This is a genomic window from Janthinobacterium sp. GW823-FHT06H09, assembly GCF_058794735.1.
Genome location: NZ_JBXAHC010000007.1, coordinates 211,840 through 234,484 on the forward strand (window position 1 = coordinate 211,840; position 22,645 = coordinate 234,484).

General features: G+C 61.3%; 20 protein-coding genes. 9 read left to right on the plus strand and 11 right to left on the minus strand.

Annotated elements, in window-relative coordinates; all coding sequences use genetic code 11:
- Positions 1–73: 73 nt before the first annotated feature.
- Positions 74–1,156 carry an AI-2E family transporter gene (locus tag AC1Q6X_RS13990; RefSeq protein ID WP_326458754.1) on the minus strand — a complete coding sequence of 361 codons (1,083 nt, stop codon included), beginning with the start codon at positions 1,154–1,156 and terminating at the stop codon, positions 74–76.
- Between the two features lie 188 nt (positions 1,157–1,344).
- Between AC1Q6X_RS13990 and purM the strand changes: the two genes are divergently transcribed.
- Positions 1,345–2,388 (plus strand): phosphoribosylformylglycinamidine cyclo-ligase, encoded by a 1,044-nt coding sequence (gene purM / locus AC1Q6X_RS13995; RefSeq protein WP_070220403.1) that lies wholly within the window; start codon positions 1,345–1,347, stop codon positions 2,386–2,388.
- A gap of 114 nt (positions 2,389–2,502) precedes the next feature.
- Here purM and AC1Q6X_RS14000 read toward each other — a convergent pair whose 3' ends face one another.
- The 4 genes from AC1Q6X_RS14000 to AC1Q6X_RS14015 all read right to left on the minus strand — a co-directional run bounded on the left by AC1Q6X_RS14000 (position 2,503) and on the right by AC1Q6X_RS14015 (position 7,291).
- A complete protein-coding gene (locus AC1Q6X_RS14000; protein ID WP_139143080.1) occupies positions 2,503–3,024 on the minus strand; it encodes a CHAP domain-containing protein in 522 nt (173 codons plus the stop codon).
- Between the two features lie 41 nt (positions 3,025–3,065).
- Entirely contained in the window at positions 3,066–3,884 is an 819-nt protein-coding gene (locus tag AC1Q6X_RS14005; protein ID WP_070290901.1) for a peptidoglycan-binding protein, read from the minus strand.
- Between the two features lie 335 nt (positions 3,885–4,219).
- Complete coding sequence (locus AC1Q6X_RS14010) at positions 4,220–5,551, minus strand: MFS transporter (protein ID WP_492497609.1); 1,332 nt, start codon at positions 5,549–5,551, stop codon at positions 4,220–4,222.
- A gap of 123 nt (positions 5,552–5,674) precedes the next feature.
- Positions 5,675–7,291: a GMC family oxidoreductase gene (locus tag AC1Q6X_RS14015; RefSeq protein ID WP_492497610.1), complete on the minus strand. Its 1,617-nt coding sequence runs from the start codon at positions 7,289–7,291 to the stop codon at positions 5,675–5,677.
- 163 nt (positions 7,292–7,454) lie between these two features.
- On the opposite strand from AC1Q6X_RS14015, the gene AC1Q6X_RS14020 reads away from it, so the two are divergent.
- Positions 7,455–8,312 (plus strand): IclR family transcriptional regulator, encoded by an 858-nt coding sequence (locus AC1Q6X_RS14020; RefSeq protein WP_492497611.1) that lies wholly within the window; start codon positions 7,455–7,457, stop codon positions 8,310–8,312.
- A 123-nt stretch (positions 8,313–8,435) separates the two neighbouring features.
- Here the strand turns inward: AC1Q6X_RS14020 and AC1Q6X_RS14025 are convergent, their stop codons facing one another.
- From AC1Q6X_RS14025 to AC1Q6X_RS14045, 5 genes are all read right to left on the minus strand, one after another.
- Positions 8,436–9,662 (minus strand): 6-phosphofructokinase, encoded by a 1,227-nt coding sequence (locus AC1Q6X_RS14025; RefSeq protein WP_070220397.1) that lies wholly within the window; start codon positions 9,660–9,662, stop codon positions 8,436–8,438.
- A gap of 109 nt (positions 9,663–9,771) precedes the next feature.
- A complete protein-coding gene (locus tag AC1Q6X_RS14030) occupies positions 9,772–11,820 on the minus strand; it encodes a sodium:solute symporter family protein (protein WP_492497612.1) in 2,049 nt (682 codons plus the stop codon).
- Positions 11,817–12,131, minus strand: a complete 315-nt coding sequence (locus tag AC1Q6X_RS14035; RefSeq protein WP_492497613.1) for a DUF4212 domain-containing protein — start codon at positions 12,129–12,131, stop codon at positions 11,817–11,819. Before AC1Q6X_RS14035 ends, AC1Q6X_RS14030 begins: the two co-directional genes overlap by 4 nt.
- Positions 12,124–13,662, minus strand: a complete 1,539-nt coding sequence (locus tag AC1Q6X_RS14040) for a sensor histidine kinase (RefSeq protein ID WP_070311679.1) — start codon at positions 13,660–13,662, stop codon at positions 12,124–12,126. The genes AC1Q6X_RS14035 and AC1Q6X_RS14040 overlap by 8 nt, the downstream gene beginning before the upstream one ends.
- Complete coding sequence (locus AC1Q6X_RS14045; protein WP_070220391.1) at positions 13,659–14,393, minus strand: response regulator; 735 nt, start codon at positions 14,391–14,393, stop codon at positions 13,659–13,661. The genes AC1Q6X_RS14040 and AC1Q6X_RS14045 overlap by 4 nt, the downstream gene beginning before the upstream one ends.
- A gap of 254 nt (positions 14,394–14,647) precedes the next feature.
- Here AC1Q6X_RS14045 and recA point away from each other — a divergent pair, with 254 nt between their 5' ends.
- From recA to AC1Q6X_RS14080, 7 genes are all read left to right on the plus strand, one after another.
- Complete coding sequence (gene recA / locus AC1Q6X_RS14050; RefSeq protein WP_070220389.1) at positions 14,648–15,751, plus strand: recombinase RecA; 1,104 nt, start codon at positions 14,648–14,650, stop codon at positions 15,749–15,751.
- 227 nt (positions 15,752–15,978) lie between these two features.
- A complete protein-coding gene (recX, locus tag AC1Q6X_RS14055) occupies positions 15,979–16,434 on the plus strand; it encodes a recombination regulator RecX (protein ID WP_034788658.1) in 456 nt (151 codons plus the stop codon).
- Positions 16,435–16,589: 155 nt separating this feature from the next.
- On the plus strand, positions 16,590–18,128 hold the full coding sequence (locus AC1Q6X_RS14060) for a methyltransferase regulatory domain-containing protein (protein WP_492497614.1): 1,539 nt from the start codon (positions 16,590–16,592) through the stop codon (positions 18,126–18,128).
- Between the two features lie 278 nt (positions 18,129–18,406).
- The gene (locus AC1Q6X_RS14065) at positions 18,407–18,967 is read left to right on the plus strand and encodes a DUF2889 domain-containing protein (protein ID WP_070220385.1); all 561 of its coding nucleotides are present in this window, start codon (positions 18,407–18,409) and stop codon (positions 18,965–18,967) included.
- A gap of 75 nt (positions 18,968–19,042) precedes the next feature.
- Entirely contained in the window at positions 19,043–20,212 is a 1,170-nt protein-coding gene (gene sucC, locus AC1Q6X_RS14070; protein WP_070220383.1) for an ADP-forming succinate--CoA ligase subunit beta, read from the plus strand.
- A 13-nt stretch (positions 20,213–20,225) separates the two neighbouring features.
- A complete protein-coding gene (gene sucD, locus AC1Q6X_RS14075) occupies positions 20,226–21,107 on the plus strand; it encodes a succinate--CoA ligase subunit alpha (protein ID WP_034746085.1) in 882 nt (293 codons plus the stop codon).
- A 216-nt stretch (positions 21,108–21,323) separates the two neighbouring features.
- Positions 21,324–21,788, plus strand: a complete 465-nt coding sequence (locus AC1Q6X_RS14080; RefSeq protein WP_492497615.1) for a pilin — start codon at positions 21,324–21,326, stop codon at positions 21,786–21,788.
- A 21-nt stretch (positions 21,789–21,809) separates the two neighbouring features.
- Here the strand turns inward: AC1Q6X_RS14080 and AC1Q6X_RS14085 are convergent, their stop codons facing one another.
- On the minus strand, positions 21,810–22,532 hold the full coding sequence (locus AC1Q6X_RS14085) for a flagellar brake protein (protein ID WP_070220379.1): 723 nt from the start codon (positions 22,530–22,532) through the stop codon (positions 21,810–21,812).
- Positions 22,533–22,645: the final 113 nt, after the last annotated feature.

Genomic DNA, 22,645 nt, shown 5'->3' on the forward strand with positions numbered 1-22,645 from the left:
GTACGCCTTGTCCTGTTTTTCATTACTGCATGTGCATCGTGGTATTGCTAGGTTGATATGATATCCGCTTTTACTAGGTATTATAGAAGCTGCTGGAGAGGTAGTGGCGTCTTAGATGCTTAAAAGCGACCATCAGGACGGCAGAAGCGGGTAAAGCGAGCAAAACGCCGACGAAACCGAACAATTGTCCGAAAGCCAATAGAGCGAAGATCACGGCCAGCGGGTTCAGGCCGATGCGCTCGCCCACCAGGCGCGGCGTGAGGAAAAAGCCCTCGATGACCTGGCCGCAGCCATAGATGACGGCCACGGCGATGACGCCGCTCCAGTCGGCAAACTGCAGCAGGGCGGCGATCAGCGCCAGCATCAGGCCCAGGCCGAAGCCCAGGTAGGGGATGAATACCAGCAAGCCCGTGATGATGCCCACAGGCAATGCGACTTCAAAACCGGCGATGGCCAGCGCCACCGAGTAATACGTGGCCAGCACCAGCATGACGAGCAACTGGCCGCGCAGGTATTGCGCCAGCAGGGTGTCGACTTCCTGCGCCATGCCCACCGTGCGGCCGACCCAGCGGCGCGGCACGGCGCCGGCGATGCGCGCCAGCATCGGATGCCAGTCCAGCAACAGATAGAACAGCACCACGGGAATGAGCACGACGGTGGCCAGCCAGCCCAGCACGGCCGTGCCGCCGATGCGGGCCGAGGCCAGCACGGTGCTCCAGATTTCATCGCCGCTGGTGGCCATCTGCTGGCTCAGCATGCGCTTGATGCCCGTGCCGTCCAGGCGCACGCGGATGCCCAGGTCGCGCAGTTTCGGCGCCAGGAACTCGTTCGCCTTGCTGAGGAATTGCGGAATCTGCGCCTGCAGCAGCGGGATTTCCTTTTGCAACACGGGCACGACGATCAGCACGAGCGCCGTGATGGCGAGGAAAAACAACACTACGACGACCAGCACGGCCAGCGGACGGGGCACGTAAAAGCGCCGGTAATGCAGGCGCTGCAAGCGGTCCACGCCGGGATTGAGCACGTAGGCGAGGATGGCGGCGGCCAAGAAGGGCGTCAGGATGGGGCCCAGGCTGACGAGCAGCAGCAAGAATGCCAGCCAGACCGCGATCCAAAATGCTGTTTGCTTCTGTTCGGCGGTGATGGCGAATGGCATGTAGTTTGTGCTGTTGCGTTAAAAAAAGGCAGTTAATTACGAAATGGCGGGGCAGTTTGATAAAATAGCGTCTTGATCGACCGAATTCACCCGCTGGCGCCCTGCCGCACGATGTTGAAAAACATGCTTGCGCGCGCGTGCCGGCGGGTATCCGCCTTCTATTTTACCGCCTCCGCTGCCACCACACCATGAACCAGACTTCTAATGTTTCCCTTTCCTACCGTGACGCTGGCGTCGATATCGACGCAGGCGACGCTTTAGTCGAAGCAATCAAGCCGTTTGCCAAGCGCACCCTGCGCGAAGGCGTGATGGGCGGCCTGGGCGGTTTTGGCGCCATGTTTGAAATCAGCAAGAAGTACAAGGAACCGGTGCTGGTTTCGGGCACCGACGGCGTGGGCACGAAATTGCGCCTGGCGTTCGAACTGAACCGCCACGACACGGTCGGCATCGACCTCGTCGCCATGAGCGTCAACGACATCCTCGTGCAAGGCGCCGAACCGCTGTTCTTCCTCGATTATTTTGCTTGCGGCAAGCTGGACGTGGCCATCGCCACCGACGTCATCAAGGGCATCGCCCAGGGTTGCGAACAGGCGGGTTGCGCGCTGATCGGCGGCGAAACGGCGGAAATGCCGAGCATGTACCCGGCCGGCGAATACGACCTGGCAGGTTTTGCCGTCGGCGCCGTGGAAAAATCGAAAATCATCGACGGCACCAAGATCGCCCCGGGCGACGTGGTGCTGGGCCTGGCCTCGTCGGGCGTGCACTCGAACGGTTACTCGCTGGTGCGCAAGATCATCGAAGTGGCGAAGCCGGACCTGGAAGGCGACTTCCACGGCCGTAAACTCGCCGACGTGCTGATGCAGCCGACGCGCATCTACGTCAAGCCGTTGCTGGCGCTGATGGACGCCATGGAAGTGAAGGGCATGGTGCACATCACCGGCGGCGGCCTGGTGGAAAACATCCCGCGCGTGCTGCAGCCTGGCCTGGTGGCCGAACTGGACTCGAAGGCATGGACCATGCCGCCGCTGTTCACGTGGCTGCAACAGCACGGCGGCGTGGCTGACGCCGAGATGCACCGCGTCTTCAACTGCGGCATCGGCATGACCGTCATCGTCGCGCAGGAAAACGCCGACGCCGCCATTGCCCAGCTGCAAGCGGCCGGCGAAACCGTCTCGCGCATCGGCACCATCCGCGCCCGCGTAGGCGATGAGCATCAGACCATCGTGATCTGAGCGTTACTGGCGCTGAGGGCATATGAGGCAAGGCATTCATGCCTTGCCTCACACTGGCAGAAAAAAAGCAGGCACTCGACAGTGTGCCTGCTTTTTTTTATGCAGCTGCTCGCGTTACGCAAACAGGCGGATGTACGATTTTGTCAGCGACCGCGCGCGTGTTTTTTCCCATACGCCATCCCCGCTATTGCTGTCGCGCTCACCTTTGCCGTTGGTATTGCCTTCAATTGTCATGATCGCACCAGCTTGAGAAGGTTGATCCTTGATGACCAAGCCAATATGCGAAAAGTCGTAGACAACGAAGTCGCCGGCCCTGGCGGCTTCTGTTTCTGGTAATAGCTCGATGTTTTTCTGTGCCGCCCACTTTTCCCAGCCAAATGCACTGGCGTCGCGGCAGCGCCACTTTTCGGCAGCGTTGACGGAATCGATGCCCAACGCGTCACGCACGCTTTCTTCGTGCAGCCATTCGCGCATGAGCCAGGCTGTAAAGGCTGCACACCAAGGCCAGGCACCCGGCATCATCCAAGTCGCTGACTGAAACTCTTCGATCCGCTGTCCGGTGTTATTGATGGGGCCTTCGCGCACTCCTTTTTCTTTACGCGCAAGAAAAATGAGTTTTTCTATGCTTGTGTTCATGATCCCGTCCTTTCGTGAAATTGCATACCAGCGCTTGTTCGTTATTGGAATCCGTTATTGATAAGTTTTTCTCCGACTAAATATGCGGACGTAAAGCGTTCCAGGCCATTGCTGCCGTTATTAACCTGCTTTCTGGCTAAAATAAAATTGTGTTGCAATAATGCTTGTTTTATTTCTATTTTTTTATCCGAGAGAAAAAGCGCCAGAATATTGGCCGCACATTCAGGCATATTCGCACGCTCGGGGGCATTCAATAAATCTTGTGATGGTGTCAAACGCGTTCCATAGCGCGCATAATTGTCGCGACCTGTTAGTTGGATGAAGCCACGGCCATGAAAGCGGTCCCCGTCGGGAGGCCCCTGATTACCCAGACTCTTTTTATAGTCATACAAATCGTAGGGCCGTCTGGAAGAGGGAGAGGTGTTGTATCTGGAAATGCCTTCATCGACAGGCAGGAATGCCTCTGTTTCTGCCCGGATTGTGGCTAACGCGGCCAATACCATGATTTTGTCTCCCAGGCCATGATTGCCCAATGCATCGAGTACAGGCGGCAGATAGCGCTTGATGTTATCGATGCGCGTATCGGGAAACATCTGGCTCACCACTTGCACCGAAACTTGTGTCCTGACGTCAGGCAAGTCATCGTTGTCGCACAGGTCAAGCAATGACAAGGTACGGGGGCCAGCTTCGCCATCAATGAGCAAGCCTTCGCTTTCCTGGAAGGCGACCACGGCGGCGGCCGTTGCTTGCCCGAACATGCCATCTTGCGCACCGGGATTGAACCCCCGTTCTGCCAGAGCCAATTGCAGGGCCACAACATCGCTGCCACTGCTATTGATTTTTAATAGACATTTTTTCATTATCTCTCCTTATTAAATTATTTTCTGCGCCAGAAAATTACGTATGATTATTTTTAATTGGCAGGGAGCCTGAAATGTCTATTTTTTGCCGGGGCATGCGTTATTAAATTCGGAAGGTTATGGTAGGTCCTGCTGGTGCTGGTGGTTTGATGAATGTCAAATGGACTTATTTTTATAAAAAATCCTTTCTGTGAAAATAAGAAAGTTTTTTGAGTGAATATATGTTATGGGGAATTGACTTGCAGTAAATGTGGTGGCGTGCATGATTATTTTGAGACGGCAATGCAGAAAAGCAGGCCTCTTCGAGAGCCTGCTTTTTTACGCCTGTTGCCAGCTTACCTTGCGTGCGCCGGCTTCATGCGGCCATCCGGCTGCGAGCCGCCCCTGCCGATCATGGCCACGCTGACGGCCGAGACGAGGGAGGCGAACAGGATGTAGCCGACGATGTGCCACGGCTCGCCATTGCCCGTCTTGAGCAGGTAGGTGGCGATGATGGGCGTCAGGCCGCTGGCGAAGATGCCGGAGAACTGGTACACGAAGGAGATGCCCGTGTAGCGCACCCTGGCGTCGAACAGGTCGCAGAAGAGGGCCGCCTCCGGGCCGTACACGGCCGAATACAGCACGCCCAGCGGGATGATCACGGAACACCACAGCAGCAGCGGATTGCCGGCGTGGTGCAGCATGATCCAGAAGGCGGGGATGGCCGACACGCCCGTGATCAGGGAGCCCCAGAAAAACACCTTGCTGCGGCCGATGCGGTCCGACAGGCGGCCGAAGAAGGGGATGCAGAAGCACATCACGACGGCCGACGCCATCACGCCCATCAGCGCTTCCGTGCGGTCTATCTTGATGGTGTTGGTCAGATAGGTGATGGAAAACACGCCGAAGATATTGAAGAACACGCCGTCGATATAGCGCGCGCCCATGCCTTTTAATACATTCCCCGGATAGCGTTTCAAGAGGTCGAAGAATGGAATCTGCGTCTCCGCGTTCTTTTCCTTGACGGCCTGGAACTCGGGCGTTTCCATCACGTTCAGGCGTATCCACATGCCGATGAAGACGAGGGCCGCCGACAGGATGAAGGCCACGCGCCAGCCCCAGGACAGGAATTGCGCGTCGCTCAAGCTGTACGACAGGATGGCCACCACGCCGGAGGCGAGGCACAGGCCGATGGCCAGGCCGATCTGCGGCAGGCTGGCATAGAAGCCGCGCTCTTTTGGTGGCGCATATTCGTACGCCATCAGCACGGCGCCGCCCCACTCGCCACCGAGGCCGATGCCTTGCAGCACGCGCAGGAACAGCAGCAGGCCCGGCGCCCAGTAGCCGATGTGGTCATAGGTGGGCAGCACGCCGATCAGGAAAGTGGAGATGCCCATGATCATCAGGGTCATCACCAGCATGCTCTTGCGGCCGATCTTGTCGCCGAAGTGGCCGAAGATCACGCCGCCGATGGGGCGCGACAGAAAGCCCACGGCGAAGGTGCCGTAGGCCAGCATGGTCGAGACGAGCGGATCGCCGCCCGGGAAATACAGCTTGCTGAACACGATGCCGGCGACGACGCCGTATAAAAAGAAGTCGTACCACTCGATGGTGGCGCCGATCACGCTGGCCATCACGACTTTCCGCAGCTCTTGGGCTTTTTTGGGATTGCTGGGATTGTTGTCCATATCTAGTCTCCAATCGATATCGATTATGTGTTTGATGCCTGGCTTGTCGCCGGGTCATTGGAGGCGGGGCCGTCTGCCCGCCGCTGACATCCTCCTTGCCGGGAATGGAATGGAATGGGTGGGTCAGGCCGCCTGCGGCAGCCGCACGGCGTCCGCCAGAATCATGTCGGCCGCTTTTTCGGCGATCATGATGGTGGGCGCATTCGTATTGCCCGAGACGATTTCCGGCATGATCGACGCGTCGACCACGCGCAGGTTCTGCATGCCGTGCACGCGCAGGCGGTCGTCGACGACGGCCATGGCGTCGTGGCCCATCTTGCAGGTGCCGCTCGGGTGGTAGATCGACTGGCTGAAACGCCGTGCCGCGTCCAGCAGCTGCGCATCCGTCTCGAACTGCGGGCCGGGCACGAACTCTGAAATGATGTGCGGCGCCAGCGACGGCGCGGCGGCGATTTTTCGGGCCACGCGCAGGGCGGCAATCGCCGTCCGCTGGTCGCGCGGGTCGGACAGGTAGTTCGGGTAGATGCCCGGATAGGCGAGGGGATCGGCGGACTTGATCGACACGTGGCCGCGGCTGTGCGGACGCAGCTGGCACACGGACGACGTAAACGCGGAAAACGGATGCGCGCCTTCGCCCGGCTTGTCGGCGCTCAGCGGCTGCATGTGGAACTGAATGTCGGGCCGCTCCACCTCGGGCGAGGATCGGGTAAACACCGTCACCTGGCTGGCTGCCAGAGTGAGGGGGCCGGAGCGGGAAAACACATATTGCATGCCCACCCACAGCTTGCCCCACAGGCTGTTGACTTCATCGTTCAGGGTTTTCAGGCGCGTCTTGAAGACGAGGCGGATCTGCAGATGGTCTTGCAGGTTCTGTCCCACGCCGGGCAAGTCGTGCACGAGCGGCACGCCCACTTGCTCGAGCAGCGTGCGTGGCCCGACGCCCGAGCATTGCAGGATTTGCGGCGAGCCGATGGCGCCCGCGCATAGAATCACTTCGCCGCTGGCGCGCGCCTGGCGCAGCTGGCCATCCTGCCGGAACTCGATGCCGACGGCGCGCTTGCCCTCGAACAGCACGCGCGTGATTTGCGCGCGCACTTCCACGCGCAGGTTGGCGCGCTTGCGGGCTGGGCGCAGAAAGGCCTTGGCCGTGCTCCAGCGCAGGCCCTTGCTGGCCGTCTGCTGGAAGTAGCCGACGCCTTCCTGCGTGGCGCCGTTGTAGTCGGCATTGAAGGGGATGCCGCTTTCCGTGGCGCCGGCGATGAAGTGCTCGGCGATCGGGCGGCGCAGCCGCAGGTCCGACACCTTTAACGGGCCGCCCACGCCGTGGTAATCGCTGGCGCCGCGTTCCTGGTCTTCCGATTTTTTAAAATAGGGCAGCACCTCGGCATAGCTCCAGCCTGCGTTGCCCAGTTCGGCCCAGCGGTCGTAGTCCTCTTTCTGTCCGCGCACGTACAGCAAGCCGTTGAGCGAGCTGGAGCCGCCCAGGACCTTGCCGCGCGGCCATTGCAACTGGCGCCCGGCGATGCCGGCGTCCGCTTCCGTGCGGTAGCACCAGTCCAGCTTCGGGTCGTGCATGGTCTTGAAATAGCCGACCGGCACGTGTATCCAGGGATTGTTGTCCTTGCCGCCCGCTTCCAGCAGCAATACCCGGTGGTTGCTGTCGTGCGACAGGCGGTTGGCCAGCACGCAGCCGGCGGAACCGGCGCCGACGACGATGTAATCGTAGTGTGTTTGCAACATGGTGCTTGTCTCCTGCGTTGCGGTATCAGCTTGCCTCGGCGGGCGTTTTTTGCGATACACTGGTCTTTATTGATTATTTTTGGAACGTCTGGTTCCATTTATAAAAGACGTGCAGCACCGGGACAAGCGGAAACCGCCGCATACGCGAGAGGTGAAACAGAACATGCATGATGCGTTTCAAAAACGGCAGGCCGAGGCCGAAGAAGACAGCCCGGCGGGTGGAGCGGTTGGGGCCGGCGCGGCGGCCAGCCATGGCGACGAGGCGCGCGGCTTGCGCGTGCTGCGCCTGATCGAGCACCTGGCCAGCGCCAGCCAGCCCCTGACCTTGTCGCAGCTGGCCGCGCGCATGCAGGTGCCCAAGGCCAGCATGATGCGCCTGCTCGATACCCTGGAACAGCATGGCTATGTGCTGCGCACGCCCGTGGGGCGCGGCTATGTACCGGGTGCCGCATCGACCAACCTGGCGCTGGCGACCTTGCGCAACAATGCCCTGATCCGCGTGAGCCGCAGCATCCTGGGCAGCCTGGTGGCGGCCACGGGCGAGACGTGCAATCTGGCCATTCCCGAGGGCAATGCCGTCGTCTACGTGGACCGCGTGGAAACGCAGGAACCGCTGCGCCTGCACCTGGTGCTGGGCACGCGCGCGCCCATGCATTGCACGGCCAGCGGCAAGCTGTTTTTGGCGCACATGAGTTTGCTGGAGCGGCGCGCATTGCTGGCCATGCTAAACCTGCAGGCGCGCACGCCGAAAAGCATCACCGATCCCGTGCTGCTCGAGCGCGAGATCGTGCGCATCGCGCGGCTGGGCATCGGCATCGACGACGAGGAATTCGTGCACGGCATGGTGGCCGTGGCCGTGCCCATCTGCGCGGCGGACGGGCGCATCGTGGCGGCCGTCGCCTGCCACGCGCCTGTGGCGAGAAAGTCCGTGGAGCAGCTGCTGCAACACGTACCGCAGCTCAAGGAGGCGGCCGTGAAACTGCGGCCGTTGCTGCTGGCAGAAACGGTTCACAACACCTAACAAAACCGTAGCGAGCGGATGTGAGTCGTGACCGAGACGCGCAGCTGTGCTGGGCACGGGGCCGCCGAGGCAGTGAGCATCGCAGGCCGCGACGCGCGACGCGCAGTAGGTTTGGTCAGGTGTTTAAGGTTTCAGGACCTTCGCCACCTTGGCCGCCCTGAGGCGGAACGCATCGGGCATGCCCGAGCCCAGCAGCGGACGCAGATACAGGCGGAAGGCATCGGTCACGTCCGTGCCGCTGGCGCTGATGAACTCGTCTTCCATGGTCCGTGTCTTGCCCGCGACCTCGGTCAGCGGCAGCAGCTCGTAATCGACGGAATAAAAGCCCGTGCGCTTGATGGCAACAGAGCCGTCGCGGTCGCCCCACATGGCGAACTGCACTGCCTTTTCTCCCACTTCGCGGGCTTCGCGCTGGTCGACGTCGGAAACGCAGCCGATGAAGGAGCGCTGCAGATAGCCGAAGGTATCGCCGCGCACGCGCTTGATGCCCAGCTTGGCCTTGATTTCGTCGCATAGCAGGTCGGCCAGCGCGCCCGTGCCTGACAATTGCACATTGCCGTGCGCATCGCGCTCTACTTCATTGCCCACCTGCCTGGCCAGCAGGCTGGCAATCGGCTCGCCCGAGGCGTCGTGGATGCCTTCCGACACGGCGATCACGCAGCGGCCATACTTTTCATAGGTGGCCTTCACGTCGGCAAGGAAATTTTCCAGCACGAAGACGCGCTCGGGCAGGTAGATCAGGTGCGGGCCATCGTCGGGAAACTTCTTGCCCAGCGCCGAGGCGGCCGTCAAAAAGCCCGCGTGGCGGCCCATCACCACGCCCACGTAGACGCCGGGCAAGGCCGCGTTGTCGAGGTTGGCGCCGGCGAACGCTTGCGCGACGAAGCGCGCGGCCGAGGGAAAGCCGGGCGTGTGGTCGCTGCCCACCAGGTCGTTGTCGATGGTTTTCGGGATGTGGATGCAGCGCAGCGGATAGCCTGCCTTGTGCGCTTCCTCGCTGACGATGCGCACCGTGTCGGACGAGTCGTTGCCGCCGATGTAAAAGAAGTGCTCGATTTCGTGCGCGCGCAGCACTTCGAAGATTTGCTGGCAGTAGGCAATGTCGGGCTTGTCGCGCGTGGAACCGAGCGCCGAGGACGGCGTGGCGGCCACCAGTTCCAGGTTGTGGCTGGTTTCCTGCGTCAGATCGACGAACTCTTCATTGATGATGCCGCGCACGCCATGCAGGGCGCCATACACGCGCGTGACGTGCTGAAAACGCCGCGATTCGAGCACCACGCCCACCAGCGACTGGTTGATGACGGCGGTGGGGCCGCCTCCCTGGGCAACAAGAATTTTTCCAGACGGCATGGGATCTCCTCGTAAGTAAAGCGGCCCTCCAGCCTACTCCTTTTTTAGCGGGACGCTGTCTTTTCCCTATGCCGCAAGGGGAATTGATCTGGCGGGCCGGCCTGCCTATTCATTCCGGCGCCCGGATATGCTCGACCAGTCCCCTGCTGCGCCGTCCCGGTGCCGGCGTCAGCCAGCTGACCAGGATGGCGGCGGCCAGGCCGGCCGGTACGCCGAAGATGCCGGCGGAAATAGGCGCGATATGAAACCATTGACCGCTGGCATTGCCGCCCAGCATGGTGCTCGTATGCAGCATGTAGTACAGGCAGACGCCAAAGCCCGTCAGCATGCCGGCCAGCGCGCCCTGGTAATTGGCGCGTTGCCAGAAGACACCGAGCACCAGCGGCGGGAACAGGGTCGAGGCGGCCAGGGAGAAGGCCACGCCCACCAGCGACAAAATGTCGGCCGGCTTTTGCGAGGCCGCATAGGCGGCGATGAAGGCCACGGCCAGCAGCAGCAATTTGGAAATCGTCACGCGCTTTTGCGTCGAGGCGCTGGGATCGACCACCTTGTAATAGACGTCGTGCGACAGGGCGTTGGAGATGGCCAGCAGCAAGCCATCGGCCGTCGACAGGGCGGCGGCCAGGCCGCCGGCCGCCACCAGGCCGGAAATCACATAGGGCAGGCCGGCGATCTCGGGCGTGGCCAGCACCAGCACGTCGGCGTCGATGGAAATTTCCGCCAGTTGCACGATGCCGTCGCGGTTGACGTCGACGATGCTGATCAGGGGACTGAGCTTGTCCACGTTGGCCCAGTACGATACCCAGGTGGGCAGGTTCGCGTATTGCGTGCCGACCAGGGCCGAGTAAATATCGTACTTGACCAGCACGGCCAGCGCGGGAATCGTGAGATAGATCAACAGGATGAAAAACAGGGTCCAGAACACGGAGACGCGCGTTTCGTGCACGGACGGCGTGGTGTACGATCGCATGAGGATGTGGGGCAGGGCGGCCGTGCCCAGCATCATGCAAAACACGAGGGCCAGGAAATTGTTGCGCTTGATATCGGATTGCTCCCGGTCGGCGGCGGGAAACGGCTGCGCGTGCGGAATGATCGGCTCGGCGCGTTTCTGGTTTTGCGCCTGCATCGCCTGCCACAGCACGCGTGCCTCGTCGGGGCTCTTCGGATAGGCGATCAGGTAGCGCTCCGCGTTGCGGATGTCGAACAGCGAGGTATTACGCTGGCGCAAACTGTCGAGCTGGCGCTGGGCCGCCAGGCGGCCTTGCTCCCAGGAGCCGGGCAAGCCGTCGATGCGCGCCTGGTAGCTTTGCGCGCGCTGGCGGAAGATGGCGCGCACTTCGTTTTCTTTCGGGTCCGTTTCCAGCACGTGTTCGCGCGCGCTCAGTTGCGGCAGCACCTTGCCGTAGGCGATCTGCGGCACGGGATTGTCCGCATGCTTGACCGACAGCCACATGGCGGGAATCAGAAAGGCGACGAGGATGATGATGTACTGCGCCACCTGCGTCCAGGTGATGGCGCGCATGCCGCCCAGAAAGGAGCAGACGAGGATGCTGGCTAGCCCCAGGAAGATGCCGACGGAAAAATCCACGCCCGTGAAGCGCGAGGCGATCAGGCCGACGGCGTAGATCTGCGCCACGACATAGGTAAACGACACGATGATGGTGGCGGCCACGGCCACCACGCGCACGCTGGCGCCCCGCTTGTCGCTGCCGCTGCCGTAGCGGGCGGCGAGGAAATCGGGAATCGTGTATTGGCTGAACTTGCGCAGGTAGGGGGCGATCAATAGCGCCACCAGGCAATAGCCGCCCGTCCAGCCCATGATGAAGGCCAGGCCGTCGAAGCCGTTCAGGTACAGGCCGCCCGCCAGGCTGATGAAGCTGGCGGCCGAAATCCAGTCGGCGGCCGTGGCCATGCCGTTGAACATGGCCGGCACCCGGCGCCCCGCCACATAGTATTCGGTGACGTTCGAGGTGCGGCTGATGACGCCGATGGTGGCGTACAGCGTGATGGTGACGAGCATGAACAGGTAGCCGATCCACGCGCGCGGCATGCCTTCCTGTTCCAGCACCGACAGGGCCAGCAGGAAGGCGGCGAAACCGGCGGTAAACAGCAGGTAGTAGCGGCACAGGCGCGCAAAGAAGCTGCGCTGGCCGCTCATGCTTGCTCCTCGGCATGGAATTCCCGGTCCAGGCGCCGCATGCGCCAGGCATACAAGGCGATGATGGCCAGGTAGACGAGCGAGGCGCCCTGGGCCGCCATATAGAAGGGCAGGGGCCAGCCGAACAGGTTCAGGTGCAACAGCTCGCGCGCATAGAACACGGTCAGGAAGCCCGTCAGCAGCCAGACCAGCAGCAGGATGGCCGTCAGGCGCCGCGTCTTGCTCCAGTGCACATCGCGGCGCGCCTGCAGCTCGGGGCTGGGCGCGCGCGCGGGCTGCAGCGGCGTTGCGGAAAGGCTGGGTTTATCCATACGTGATGTCATCCTCTTCTGGCGCTTCCGGCAACAGCAGGGCGATGCTCAGGCGCAGCAGGGTGCCTGGCAGCTTCGGTGACGTGGCGCGCGGATTGTTAAAAATATCGACTTCGGCGCCATGCTGCTGCGCAATCTCGCGCACGATGGCCAGGCCCAGGCCGCTACCGTCGACATTGCTGCCAAGAATGCGGTAAAAGCGCTCGAACACGTGGGCCCGTTCTGCCGGCGCAATGCCGGGCCCCGTATCTTCCACTTCCAGGATGGCCAGTTCCAGGGTGCTGCGCACGCGCACCGTGACGCTGCCGCCAGCTGGCGTGTAGCGCAGGGCATTGTCGATCAGATTGCTCAGCAGCTCGCGCAGCATCATGGCATTGCCGGAAATCATGATCGAATACGCGGGCTGTTCGAAGCCCAGGTCGATATGCTGGGCAAACGAGGCTTGCACCCAGTCCTGCACCACGCCGCGCGCCAGTTCGCTCAGTTCGATCGGCTCGAACGCCGTGCCCGCCTGCGGCTGGTTTTCCGCGCGTGCCAGGGCCAGCAGCTGGTTGACCAGGCGCGTGGCCGCTTCCGAACTTTTTGCCAGCTGCAGCAGCGAGCGGTGAATCTCGTCGTGGTCGGTCTGGCGCAGGGCCAGCTCCGATTGCATGCGCATGCCGGCCAGCGGCGTCTTCATCTGGTGCGCCGCATCGGCGATGAAGCGTTTCTGCATGTCGATCGACAGCGACAGGCGCGCCAGCATCTCGTTGAGCGAACCAACCAGCGGCGTGATTTCCTCGGGCACCTGGCCCGATTCGATGGGAGATAAATCGTCGGGCGGCCGGGCGCGTATGCGTTCCTGCAATTGCGCCAGCGGCGACAAGCCGCGCGCCAGGGCAAACCAGACCAGGGCCAGGATCACGGGCAGGATGATGAACTGCGGCAAAATCACGCCCTTGATGATTTCATTGGCCAGCTGGGCGCGCTTTTCCAGCGTCTCGGCCACTTGCACCAGCGCGCGGTGCGGTTCATCGTCGTTGCCGGCGGGAATATCGAGATAGCTGAACGCCACGCGCACGGGCGTGCCGTGGATGGTGTCGTTGCGAAACAGCACCATGCCGCTGCGGTATTTGTCGGGGTCCTGCGGCGGCGGCAAGTCGCGGTCGCCGTCGAGGTATTCGCCGCGCGGACCCACCACCAGGTAATACAGGGTATCGACGTCGTCGCCGCGCAGGAAGTCGCGGCCCTTGTTATTGCTGTTCTTGTCCGGCACGCGGCGCAGCAGCGCGCCGTCGGCCTGCTTGACCTGTTGCGTCAGCACGGTGACGCTGTCTTCCAGCGCATGGTCGAACGGCTGATTGGCGATGCCCTTGGCCACCAGATAGGTGATGGCGATGCTCATCGGCCACAGCAGCAGCAGGGGCGCCAGCATCCAGTCGAGGATTTCGCCGAACAGCGAATGCTCGATGGTGTCGTCCTGCTCCGTCGTGGGCGGCTCGAACCAGTCGTCGTCGCCCGGCTCGTCCGCTGGCGCCTCGCGCGCCTTCACTTGCTGGCGGACCCGCTGGCCGGGGCTGCCGACTCGCCCGCTTCGGCGTTCAGGCGCGCCGCTTCCGAGTATTTTTCCAGGCAATAGCCAAGGCCGCGCACGGTGGCAATGCGCACGCCGCCCACCTCGATCTTCTTGCGCAGGCGGTGCACATACACTTCGATGGCGTTGTTCGACACTTCCTCGCCCCATTCGCACAGGTGGTCGACCAGCTGCTCTTTCGAGACGAGGCGGCCGGTGCGGCCCAGCAGGATTTCCAGCAAGCCCAGTTCGCGCGCCGACAGGTCGAGCATCTGGTCGTTGATGTAGGCGCTGCGCCCCACCTGGTCGTAGCTGAGGGGACCATGCTTGATGATGGTGGCGCCGCCGCCGGCGCCGCGGCGCGTCAGGGCGCGCACTCTTGCCTCCAGTTCCGACAGGGCGAACGGCTTGGCCATATAATCATCGGCACCGAGGTCGAGGCCATTCACGCGTTGTTCGATGGAATCGGCGGCCGTCAGGATCAGCACGGGCAGCAGCGAGGCGCGCGCGCGCAGGCGGCGCAGCACTTCCAGGCCGGACATCTTCGGCAGGCCCAGGTCGAGGATCAGCAGGTCGAATTCCTGGGTGGACAGGGCCGTATCGGCTTCCTGCCCATTTTTGACGCAGTCGATGGCATAGCCCGACTGGCGCAGCGAACGGGTCAGGCCATCGGCCAGTACGCTGTCATCTTCGGCAAGTAAAATACGCATGGTGAGACTTCCTCGGCTTGCGGCATAGAAGCTTGTATTGTGTTTCATTTCCCGCAAGGTGGCGAGTTTTTGTGAAAAACCAGGCTTGTATTGATCTGTTTCAAAACAAATCCACGTTCCGCTTGCATTGATCACTGTTTTTTTATACAGTACTGTCTGTGTAAAGAATTTAACCCACTGGCGCTATCGCAGGCTGCACGGTTCACGTAGATGCGTCACGTGAATCCGCAACTGTAGAACGGCTGAAAGAACATATGGACGATAAAAAAGCTGTAGTACCCGCATCGGAAAAAGCCAAGGCGCTCGCCGCCGCACTGGCGCAGATCGAGAAGCAGTTTGGCAAAGGTTCGGTCATGCGCATGGATGCCAGCGCACCGATCGAAGAAGTGCAAGTCGTGTCGACCGGTTCGCTCGGCCTCGATATCGCGCTGGGCGTGGGCGGCTTGCCGCGCGGCCGCGTGGTGGAAATCTACGGTCCGGAATCGTCGGGTAAAACCACGCTGACCCTGCAAACCATCGCCGAAATGCAAAAACTGGGCGGCACTTGCGCCTTTATCGATGCCGAGCACGCGCTCGACGTCGGTTACGCGCAAAAGCTGGGCGTGAACCTGCATGAATTGCTGATCTCGCAACCGGACACGGGCGAGCAGGCACTGGAAATCTGCGACGCCCTCGTGCGTTCGGGCAGCGTCGACCTCGTCGTCATCGACTCCGTGGCCGCACTGACGCCACGCGCCGAGATCGAAGGCGACATGGGCGATTCCCTGCCAGGTTTGCAGGCGCGCCTGATGTCGCAAGCGCTGCGCAAGCTGACCGGTTCCATCAACCGCACGAATACCCTGGTCATCTTCATCAACCAGATCCGCATGAAGATCGGCGTGATGTTCGGTAGCCCTGAAACGACCACGGGCGGCAATGCGCTGAAATTCTACGCCTCCGTGCGCCTGGACATCCGCCGCACCGGCTCGATCAAGTCCGGCGATGAAGTGATCGGCAACGAAACCAAGGTCAAGGTCGTCAAGAACAAGATCGCGCCGCCGTTCAAGGAAGCGCACTTCGACATTCTGTACGGCGCCGGCACCTCGCGCGAAGGCGAAATCCTGGACCTGGGCTCGGATGCCAAGATCGTGGAAAAATCCGGTTCGTGGTACAGCTACAACGGCGAACGCATCGGCCAGGGCAAGGACAACGCCCGTGCCTTCCTGCAAGAGCGTCCGGCGCTGGCCCGCGAAATCGAAAACAAGGTCCGCGCTTCGCTGGGCGTGCGCGAACTGCCGCCGCTGGCCGCTGAAAAGCCGGAAAAAGCGGATAAGGCCGCCGACAAGGCTGCCAAGGCTGCGGAAACCAAGGCAGAGTAGGTCGGATTAGCGCGGCAAAGCCGCGCGTAATCCGACAGCACCACAGACATCAACAATGTTGTCGGATCAGACGTCAACAATGTTGTCGGATTACGGCCCAAGGGGCCTAATCCGACCTACGCATGGCTTGTTGCAAGGTGTGACCATGATCGCCGTCCCGCGCTGTTGCGCCGGGCGGCGATTGTGTTTGGGTGATGTGATCGTGGAATGAAAGACAAGGTGGGTGTATGGCCGCAGTACAACTAAGCCTGAAGGGCAGGGCGCTACGCTTTCTGTCGATGCGCGAACACAGCCGCATGGAATTGCGGCGCAAGCTGCAGCGCCATGCGCAGGAAGGCGACGACGTGGAAGCCTTGCTCGACAGCCTGGAACAAGCCAACTGGCTGTCGCAGGAGCGCTTTTCCGAGTCGCTGATCCACCGCCGCTCGGCCCGTTTCGGCAACAGCCGCATCATGGCGGAACTGCAAAGCCATGGCATCGGGGGAGAAGCGTTGCAGGAACTCAAGGCGGGCCTGGCCGAAGGGGAAGTGGCGCGCGCCTGCGAGGTGTGGCGCCGCAAGTTTGGTCAGGTGGCGCAGGATGCCGAGCAGCGCAACAAGCAGATGCGTTTTTTGATGCAGCGCGGCTTTTCGCAGCGCGCCGTGCAGGTGGCCTTGAAGGGGCTGGATCCCGACGAGGAATAGCTCATCCAGGGCTGCCCGGCCGCCACGCCGTGCCGCCAAGAACTGCGCTTTCAAACGTCGTCTGATTCCAGTATGGTGACGCCGCGCGATCGGGTATGCTGGCGCTCGAACGCTGTGCGATGCGCGCAGCACCACTGATCGTGACAGGATGCAAGATGAGCAACTGGAATGCCGGCTATGTGGCCGAAATCGCCTATACCTATGGCTATTACGAAGAATTGAACCCTCTGCGCCTGCGCCTGCCCTTGCTGGCCGCCGGCCTGGCCTTGCCGGCCAGCGGCACGGCTTGCGAGCTGGGCTTTGGCCAGGGCATCAGCGCCAACATCCATGCGGCGGCGTCCGCCACGCGCTGGCATGGCAATGATTTCAATCCGTCCCAGGCCGCCTTTGCGCAGGAGCTGGCCAACGCGGCCGACGCTGGCGCGCAGTTCACGGATGAATCGTTCGCGCAGTTTTGTTGCCGCGACGACTTGCCCGATTTCGACTTTATCTGCCTGCACGGGATCTGGAGCTGGGTTTCGGCGGAAAATCGCGCGCTCATCGTCGACTTCCTGCGGCGCAAGCTGAAGGTGGGCGGTGTCGTCTTCATCAGCTACAACACGCAGCCAGGCTGGGCCGCAATGATGCCGATGCGCGACTTGCTGGCCGAACATAGCCGCGTCATGAGCGCCCCGGGCCAGGGCGTGCTGGCCAGAGTCGCTGGCGCCATCGATTTCGTCGACAGGATGATCGCCACGCAACCGCGCTACCTGGATGCCAACCCGCAACTGGCGGACCGCTTCGAAAAACTCAAGGCGATGGATGGACATTATCTTGCCCATGAGTATTTCAATGCCGATTGGCAGCCTATGGCCTTTTCCAGCGTCGCGGCCATGCTGGGCGAGGCCAAGCTCGAGTTCGCCGCGTCCGCCAACTATACCGCTCTGGTCGACATGCTGAACCTGACGGCTGAGCACCAGCAGTTCCTGGCCGAGATACCCGATCCTATTTTTCGCGAGACGACGCGCTCCTTCCTCGTCAACGAGCAATTCCGCAGGGATTACTGGGTCAAGGGCGCACGCAGGCTGACGCCGTTCGCCCAGGCCAGTGCCTTGCGGGCCGTGCGCGTGATGCTGGCCGTGCCCCGCGACGAAGTGGTGTTGAGCGTGCATGGCGTGCTGGGCGACGCCGATATGGACGAGCGCGTCTATGCGCCCGTGCTGGACGCCATGGCTGACCATCGCGTGTACACGATAGGCGAACTGGAGCAGCAACTGGCTGGCAGCGAAGCCAGTCTGGCGGCCTTGCTGCAGATCATGCTGGTACTGGCCAGCAAGGGCAGCGTGTCTGCCGTCCAGGACGAGGCCGGCATCGCCGCTGCGCGGCCGCAGACGGCGCGCCTGAATGCACACTTGCTGGAGCAGGCGCTGGCAAGAACCGATTTGCACATCCTCGCCAGCCCCCTGACGGGCGGCGGCGTGGTTGTATCGCATTTACAACAGCTCTTCCTGTGGGCGAAACTGCAAGGTTGTCCAACGCCGCAAGACTGGGTGCGCACGACGTGGCCCTTGCTGCTGCGCCTGAAGCAGCTGATGACGAAGGATGGGCAGCCCTTGTTGACGGAAGAGGAAAACCTGGCCGAATTGTTGGCGCAGGCACAGTATTTTTCCGCGCGCATCTTGCCTGTTTTACGCGCACTGGGTGTGACTGACTGAGGCACGGTGCCGGCCAGCCTGCCGGTGCCGGCAAGCCTGCTGCCAAGTTATTTGAATTGTGAATGATCGTCATTGATTTTGCGATTTTCGTTAATGATTTGCGGCGGGCGGCACAAGCAATAAAAAATTATGTTGCGGCGCAACTAGCGCCCTGTGTGCTACACTTTTAGGGTTTTTGCGGCGCCGCAGGTGCGGTTGCTGTTCGTAGAAGCTGCGAACAGAGTGCTTTAGGCACATGGCTGCTTACTAATTATGGCCGCGCAAGCGGCATCGGTCTTATGCCCCTGTCAACTCCCGTATCCCGGCGCGCCCTACGGCACTCCCGCGTTATCGACGTCCAAGCGTATATGCGCGACGACGGCCTGTGGGATATTGACGCCCATATCACCGATATCAAAAGCTATGACGCGACCCTGGCCTCCGGCCCCCGTCCCGCCGGCGCCCCTCTGCATGACCTCCATTTACGCATTACCGTCGATCGCGCACTGACCATTGTCGAGGCCGAAGCTGCCTCCGATGCCGTGCCCTATCCCGGTTTTTGCGATACCATCGGCCCCGCTTACAGGGCGCTGATCGGATTGAATTTATTGAAGAATTTCCGCCGCGACTTGAAACAGCGCCTGGCGGGAATCGCCGGCTGTACCCATTTGACCGAACTGGCGCAAGTCTTGCCGACTGCGACGGTTCAGGCATTTGCCGGCGATGTCTGGTCGACCCGTGACGGTGCGAATGCTGACTTATCGCATGAAAAGCCGTTTCAACTCGACAAATGCCACGCCCTGCGCACCGATGGCGGGGCGGTTGCACAGTATTACCCGCGCTGGGTAGCCAAAGCGTGACCCCGGCGCTGTATTTCCTGTTTTTTTGCACCACTAACCGTATTTTTACACATCAGTATCAGAAGGGAAGCCAGCATGAAAATCCATGAGTATCAAGCCAAAGAAATCCTCCGGCAGCACGGAGTGACGGTACCACGCGGTATTCCGTGCATGTCCGTCGAAGAAGCCGTCAAGGCTGCGGAAACCCTGGGCGGCCCGGTATGGGTTGTCAAGGCGCAGATCCACGCAGGTGGCCGCGGCAAGGGCGGCGGCGTGAAAGTGGCAAAATCGATGGAACAGGTCAAGGAATACGCTGACCAGATCATGGGCATGCAGCTGATCACGCACCAGACCAGCGCCGAAGGCCAGAAAGTCAACCGCCTGCTGGTGGAAGAGGGCGCCGACATCAAGCAAGAACTGTACGTTTCGCTGGTCACCGACCGCGTTACCCAGAAAATCGTCCTGATGGCATCGTCCGAAGGCGGCATGGACATCGAAGAAGTGGCCGAGAGCCACCCTGAGAAGATCCACCACGTCACCATCGATCCGGGCGTTGGCCTGACCGATGCCCAGGCAGACGACATCGCCGCCAAGATCGGCGTGCCTGCCGGTTCCATCGCCGACGCGCGCGCCAACCTGCAAGGCCTGTACAAAGCCTACTGGGAAACCGACTGCTCGCTGGCCGAAATCAACCCGCTGATCGTCACCGGCAGCGGCAAGGTCATCGCCCTGGACGCCAAGTTCAACTTTGACCCGAACGCCCTGTTCCGTCATCCGGAAATCGTCGCCCTGCGCGATCTGGACGAAGAAGATCCAGCTGAAATCGAAGCGTCGAAATTCGACCTGGCTTACATTTCGCTCGACGGCAACATCGGTTGCCTGGTGAATGGCGCCGGCCTGGCCATGGCCACCATGGACACGATTAAACTGTTCGGCGGCGAGCCAGCCAACTTCCTGGACGTCGGCGGCGGCGCCACGGCAGAAAAAGTGACCGAAGCGTTCAAGATCATGCTGAAAAACCCAGGCCTGAAAGCCATCCTGGTGAACATTTTCGGCGGCATCATGCGTTGCGACGTGATCGCTGAAGGCGTCATCGCCGCAGTGAAAGCTGTCTCGCTGAACGTACCGCTGGTCGTGCGCATGAAGGGCACCAACGAAGACCTGGGCAAAAAGATGCTGGCCGATTCCGGTCTGCCTATCATCGCAGCCGACACCATGGAAGATGCAGCCAAGAGCGTCGTTGCCGCTGCTGCCGGTCAAGCTTAATTAAGGAATCAACATGTCCATTCTGATCAATAAAGATACCAAAGTCGTTACCCAAGGGATCACCGGCAAGACCGGCCAGTTCCACACCCGCGGATGCCGCGACTACGCGAACGGCAAAGCTGCCTTCGTGGCAGGCGTGAACCCGAAGAAAGCCGGCGAAGATTTCGAAGGCATTCCTATTTTCGCTAACGTTACCGAAGCGAAAAAAGAAACCGGCGCCAACGTTTCCGTGATCTACGTGCCGCCAGCAGGCGCGGCAGCGGCGATCTGGGAAGCTGTCGAAGCTGAAATGGATCTGGCCATTTGCATCACCGAAGGCATTCCTGTCCGCGACATGATGGCCCTGAAAGACCGCATGGCTAAAGCCAACAGCAAAACCTTGCTGCTGGGCCCTAACTGCCCAGGCCTGATCACGCCAGACGAAATCAAGATCGGCATCATGCCAGGTCACATCCACAAGAAGGGCCGTATCGGCGTCGTTTCCCGTTCGGGCACCCTGACCTATGAAGCAGTGGGTCAGCTGACCGCACTGGGCCTGGGCCAATCGTCGGCAGTCGGCATCGGCGGCGACCCGATCAACGGTCTGAAGCACATCGACATCATGAAGATGTTCAATGATGATCCAGATACCGACGCGGTCATCATGATCGGCGAAATCGGCGGTCCGGACGAAGCCAACGCGGCTTATTGGATCAAAGACAACATGAAAAAACCGGTCGTCGGCTTCATCGCTGGCGTAACGGCTCCTCCAGGCAAGCGCATGGGCCACGCCGGCGCGCTGATCTCGGGCGGTGCCGATACGGCGCAAGCCAAGCTGGAAATCATGGAAGCTTGCGGCATCACCGTGACCAAAAACCCGTCGGAAATGGCGCGTCTGCTGAAAGCCATGCTGTAATTTCAGCCTGATTCATGCAGTATAAAAAAAAGGAGCTTCGGCTCCTTTTTTTTGTCCGCAAGACAGGCCGATTCCCGCCCTGGGGCGACGGCGCTGGTCCGAATCCGCCCAAATGCGTCGCTTTTCTTTCCATGCCTGCCAACGCCGCCCCGGGGCGCCGCTGGCACGGCGCTTGCACCATGCACGGCGTGACCAACTGCACTCCGGGAGGATGCGATGCGCGCGCAAAGCGGATTTACCCTGATAGAACTGATGATCGTGGTGGCCATCGCCAGCATCCTGGCGGCCGTGGCCATTCCCCAGTACGGCGACTATACGATGCGGGCCAAGGTCAGCAACGTGCTGGCCGCTGCCGCGCCCCTGAAGACGGCCGTGGCCCTGTGCGTGCAGGAAAATGGCGGCGAGGCGGCCGCCTGCAGCACCCCCACCGAAGCCGTGCCCAGCGCCATCCCCGTGTTCAGCCCGACGCGCGAAGTGGCAGGCGCCAAGGTCCACAAGGGCAATATCGAGCTGACCCTGGCGGGCGACCTGGGCAGCGGCTTGGGCGGTCAGAAGGTGAACATGGAGTTGCAGCTCGGCACCAGCAGCCTGAGCTGGTTTAACAGCACCACCGTGACGAATGCGGCAGCCAAGGAAGCGATTACCCGCACGAATATTCCCAAGGTGGTGGCGACGCAGTAAGCGACACCTGCCGCGCCCGTGTCAGACGATTTTTTGCCGGTCCGCGATCAGCGCTTCATAGGTGAGGTTTTGCAGCAGGGTGTAGTGGGTCGGTTCCAGGTCGATGAATTGCACGCCATACGTATAGATTTCGGCCACTCCGGCGGCGTGGCCATTGGACGGCTTGCCCACGCTGACGTTCTGGATGCGGGCGCGCGTGTTGACGCGCATCTGATGCTTGTTCGGCTGCACCAGCAGGGTAAAGCTCAGTGCCACGCCTTCTTCATCGGGCGTGAGCATGCTGGGTGCCTCGATCAGCGCGCCCGAGACGCTGAGGTTGACGATGAACACGGGCACGGCCGCCACGTCGCGGTAGCTCAGCTGCGCGGGAATCTCCACCTTGACGCGCATGGCCGTGCGCAGGCTGGTGCCCTGGATGGCGTCGGGAAAGCTCAGGTGCACATAGTTGAGCGGACGGCCGAAGAGGCGCAGCACGCTGCACGCAAACGAACAGACGGTGATGCCGGAAAACACGCGGATGGTCAGCTTGTCGCCTTCGTTGAGCACGATGGAGGCGCCGTTTTCCATGGGAATCTTGACGATCAGGTACTCGTCTTTCACATAGCCGATCACGGTCGAGAAATGCTGGATCGGTTTGATGGTGCGGTGCGTGATGAACTGGATGCGTCCCCCCACCTGCAGATTCATGGCCTCGAATTCGAAGTCCTGGAGCTTGCTTTCTGCGGCGGGCGTGTTGCTTGTCATGCGATGCTCATCTGTATATGGTCGACTCGCAGTATGCATGATTTCTTGATGAAAAAGCATTCCTATCAATGAAATTCACTTTCGCATCGAAAAATATCATGGGCACGTGCCGG

Coding starts and splice junctions, on each gene's coding strand:
- AC1Q6X_RS14000 (WP_139143080.1), bottom strand. CDS start 3,024: ATGAACACAAGCATAGAAAAACTCATTTTTCTTGCGCGTAAAGAAAAA.
- AC1Q6X_RS14080 (WP_492497615.1), top strand. CDS start 21,324: ATGCGCGCGCAAAGCGGATTTACCCTGATAGAACTGATGATCGTGGTG.
- recA (WP_070220389.1), top strand. CDS start 14,648: ATGGACGATAAAAAAGCTGTAGTACCCGCATCGGAAAAAGCCAAGGCG.
- AC1Q6X_RS13990 (WP_326458754.1), bottom strand. CDS start 1,156: ATGCCATTCGCCATCACCGCCGAACAGAAGCAAACAGCATTTTGGATC.
- AC1Q6X_RS14030 (WP_492497612.1), bottom strand. CDS start 11,820: ATGAGCGGCCAGCGCAGCTTCTTTGCGCGCCTGTGCCGCTACTACCTG.
- purM (WP_070220403.1), top strand. CDS start 1,345: ATGAACCAGACTTCTAATGTTTCCCTTTCCTACCGTGACGCTGGCGTC.
- AC1Q6X_RS14005 (WP_070290901.1), bottom strand. CDS start 3,884: ATGAAAAAATGTCTATTAAAAATCAATAGCAGTGGCAGCGATGTTGTG.
- AC1Q6X_RS14010 (WP_492497609.1), bottom strand. CDS start 5,551: ATGGACAACAATCCCAGCAATCCCAAAAAAGCCCAAGAGCTGCGGAAA.
- sucC (WP_070220383.1), top strand. CDS start 19,043: ATGAAAATCCATGAGTATCAAGCCAAAGAAATCCTCCGGCAGCACGGA.
- AC1Q6X_RS14060 (WP_492497614.1), top strand. CDS start 16,590: ATGAGCAACTGGAATGCCGGCTATGTGGCCGAAATCGCCTATACCTAT.
- sucD (WP_034746085.1), top strand. CDS start 20,226: ATGTCCATTCTGATCAATAAAGATACCAAAGTCGTTACCCAAGGGATC.
- AC1Q6X_RS14045 (WP_070220391.1), bottom strand. CDS start 14,393: ATGCGTATTTTACTTGCCGAAGATGACAGCGTACTGGCCGATGGCCTG.
- AC1Q6X_RS14015 (WP_492497610.1), bottom strand. CDS start 7,291: ATGTTGCAAACACACTACGATTACATCGTCGTCGGCGCCGGTTCCGCC.
- AC1Q6X_RS14085 (WP_070220379.1), bottom strand. CDS start 22,532: ATGACAAGCAACACGCCCGCCGCAGAAAGCAAGCTCCAGGACTTCGAA.
- AC1Q6X_RS14025 (WP_070220397.1), bottom strand. CDS start 9,662: ATGCCGTCTGGAAAAATTCTTGTTGCCCAGGGAGGCGGCCCCACCGCC.
- AC1Q6X_RS14035 (WP_492497613.1), bottom strand. CDS start 12,131: ATGGATAAACCCAGCCTTTCCGCAACGCCGCTGCAGCCCGCGCGCGCG.
- recX (WP_034788658.1), top strand. CDS start 15,979: ATGGCCGCAGTACAACTAAGCCTGAAGGGCAGGGCGCTACGCTTTCTG.
- AC1Q6X_RS14065 (WP_070220385.1), top strand. CDS start 18,407: ATGCCCCTGTCAACTCCCGTATCCCGGCGCGCCCTACGGCACTCCCGC.
- AC1Q6X_RS14020 (WP_492497611.1), top strand. CDS start 7,455: ATGCATGATGCGTTTCAAAAACGGCAGGCCGAGGCCGAAGAAGACAGC.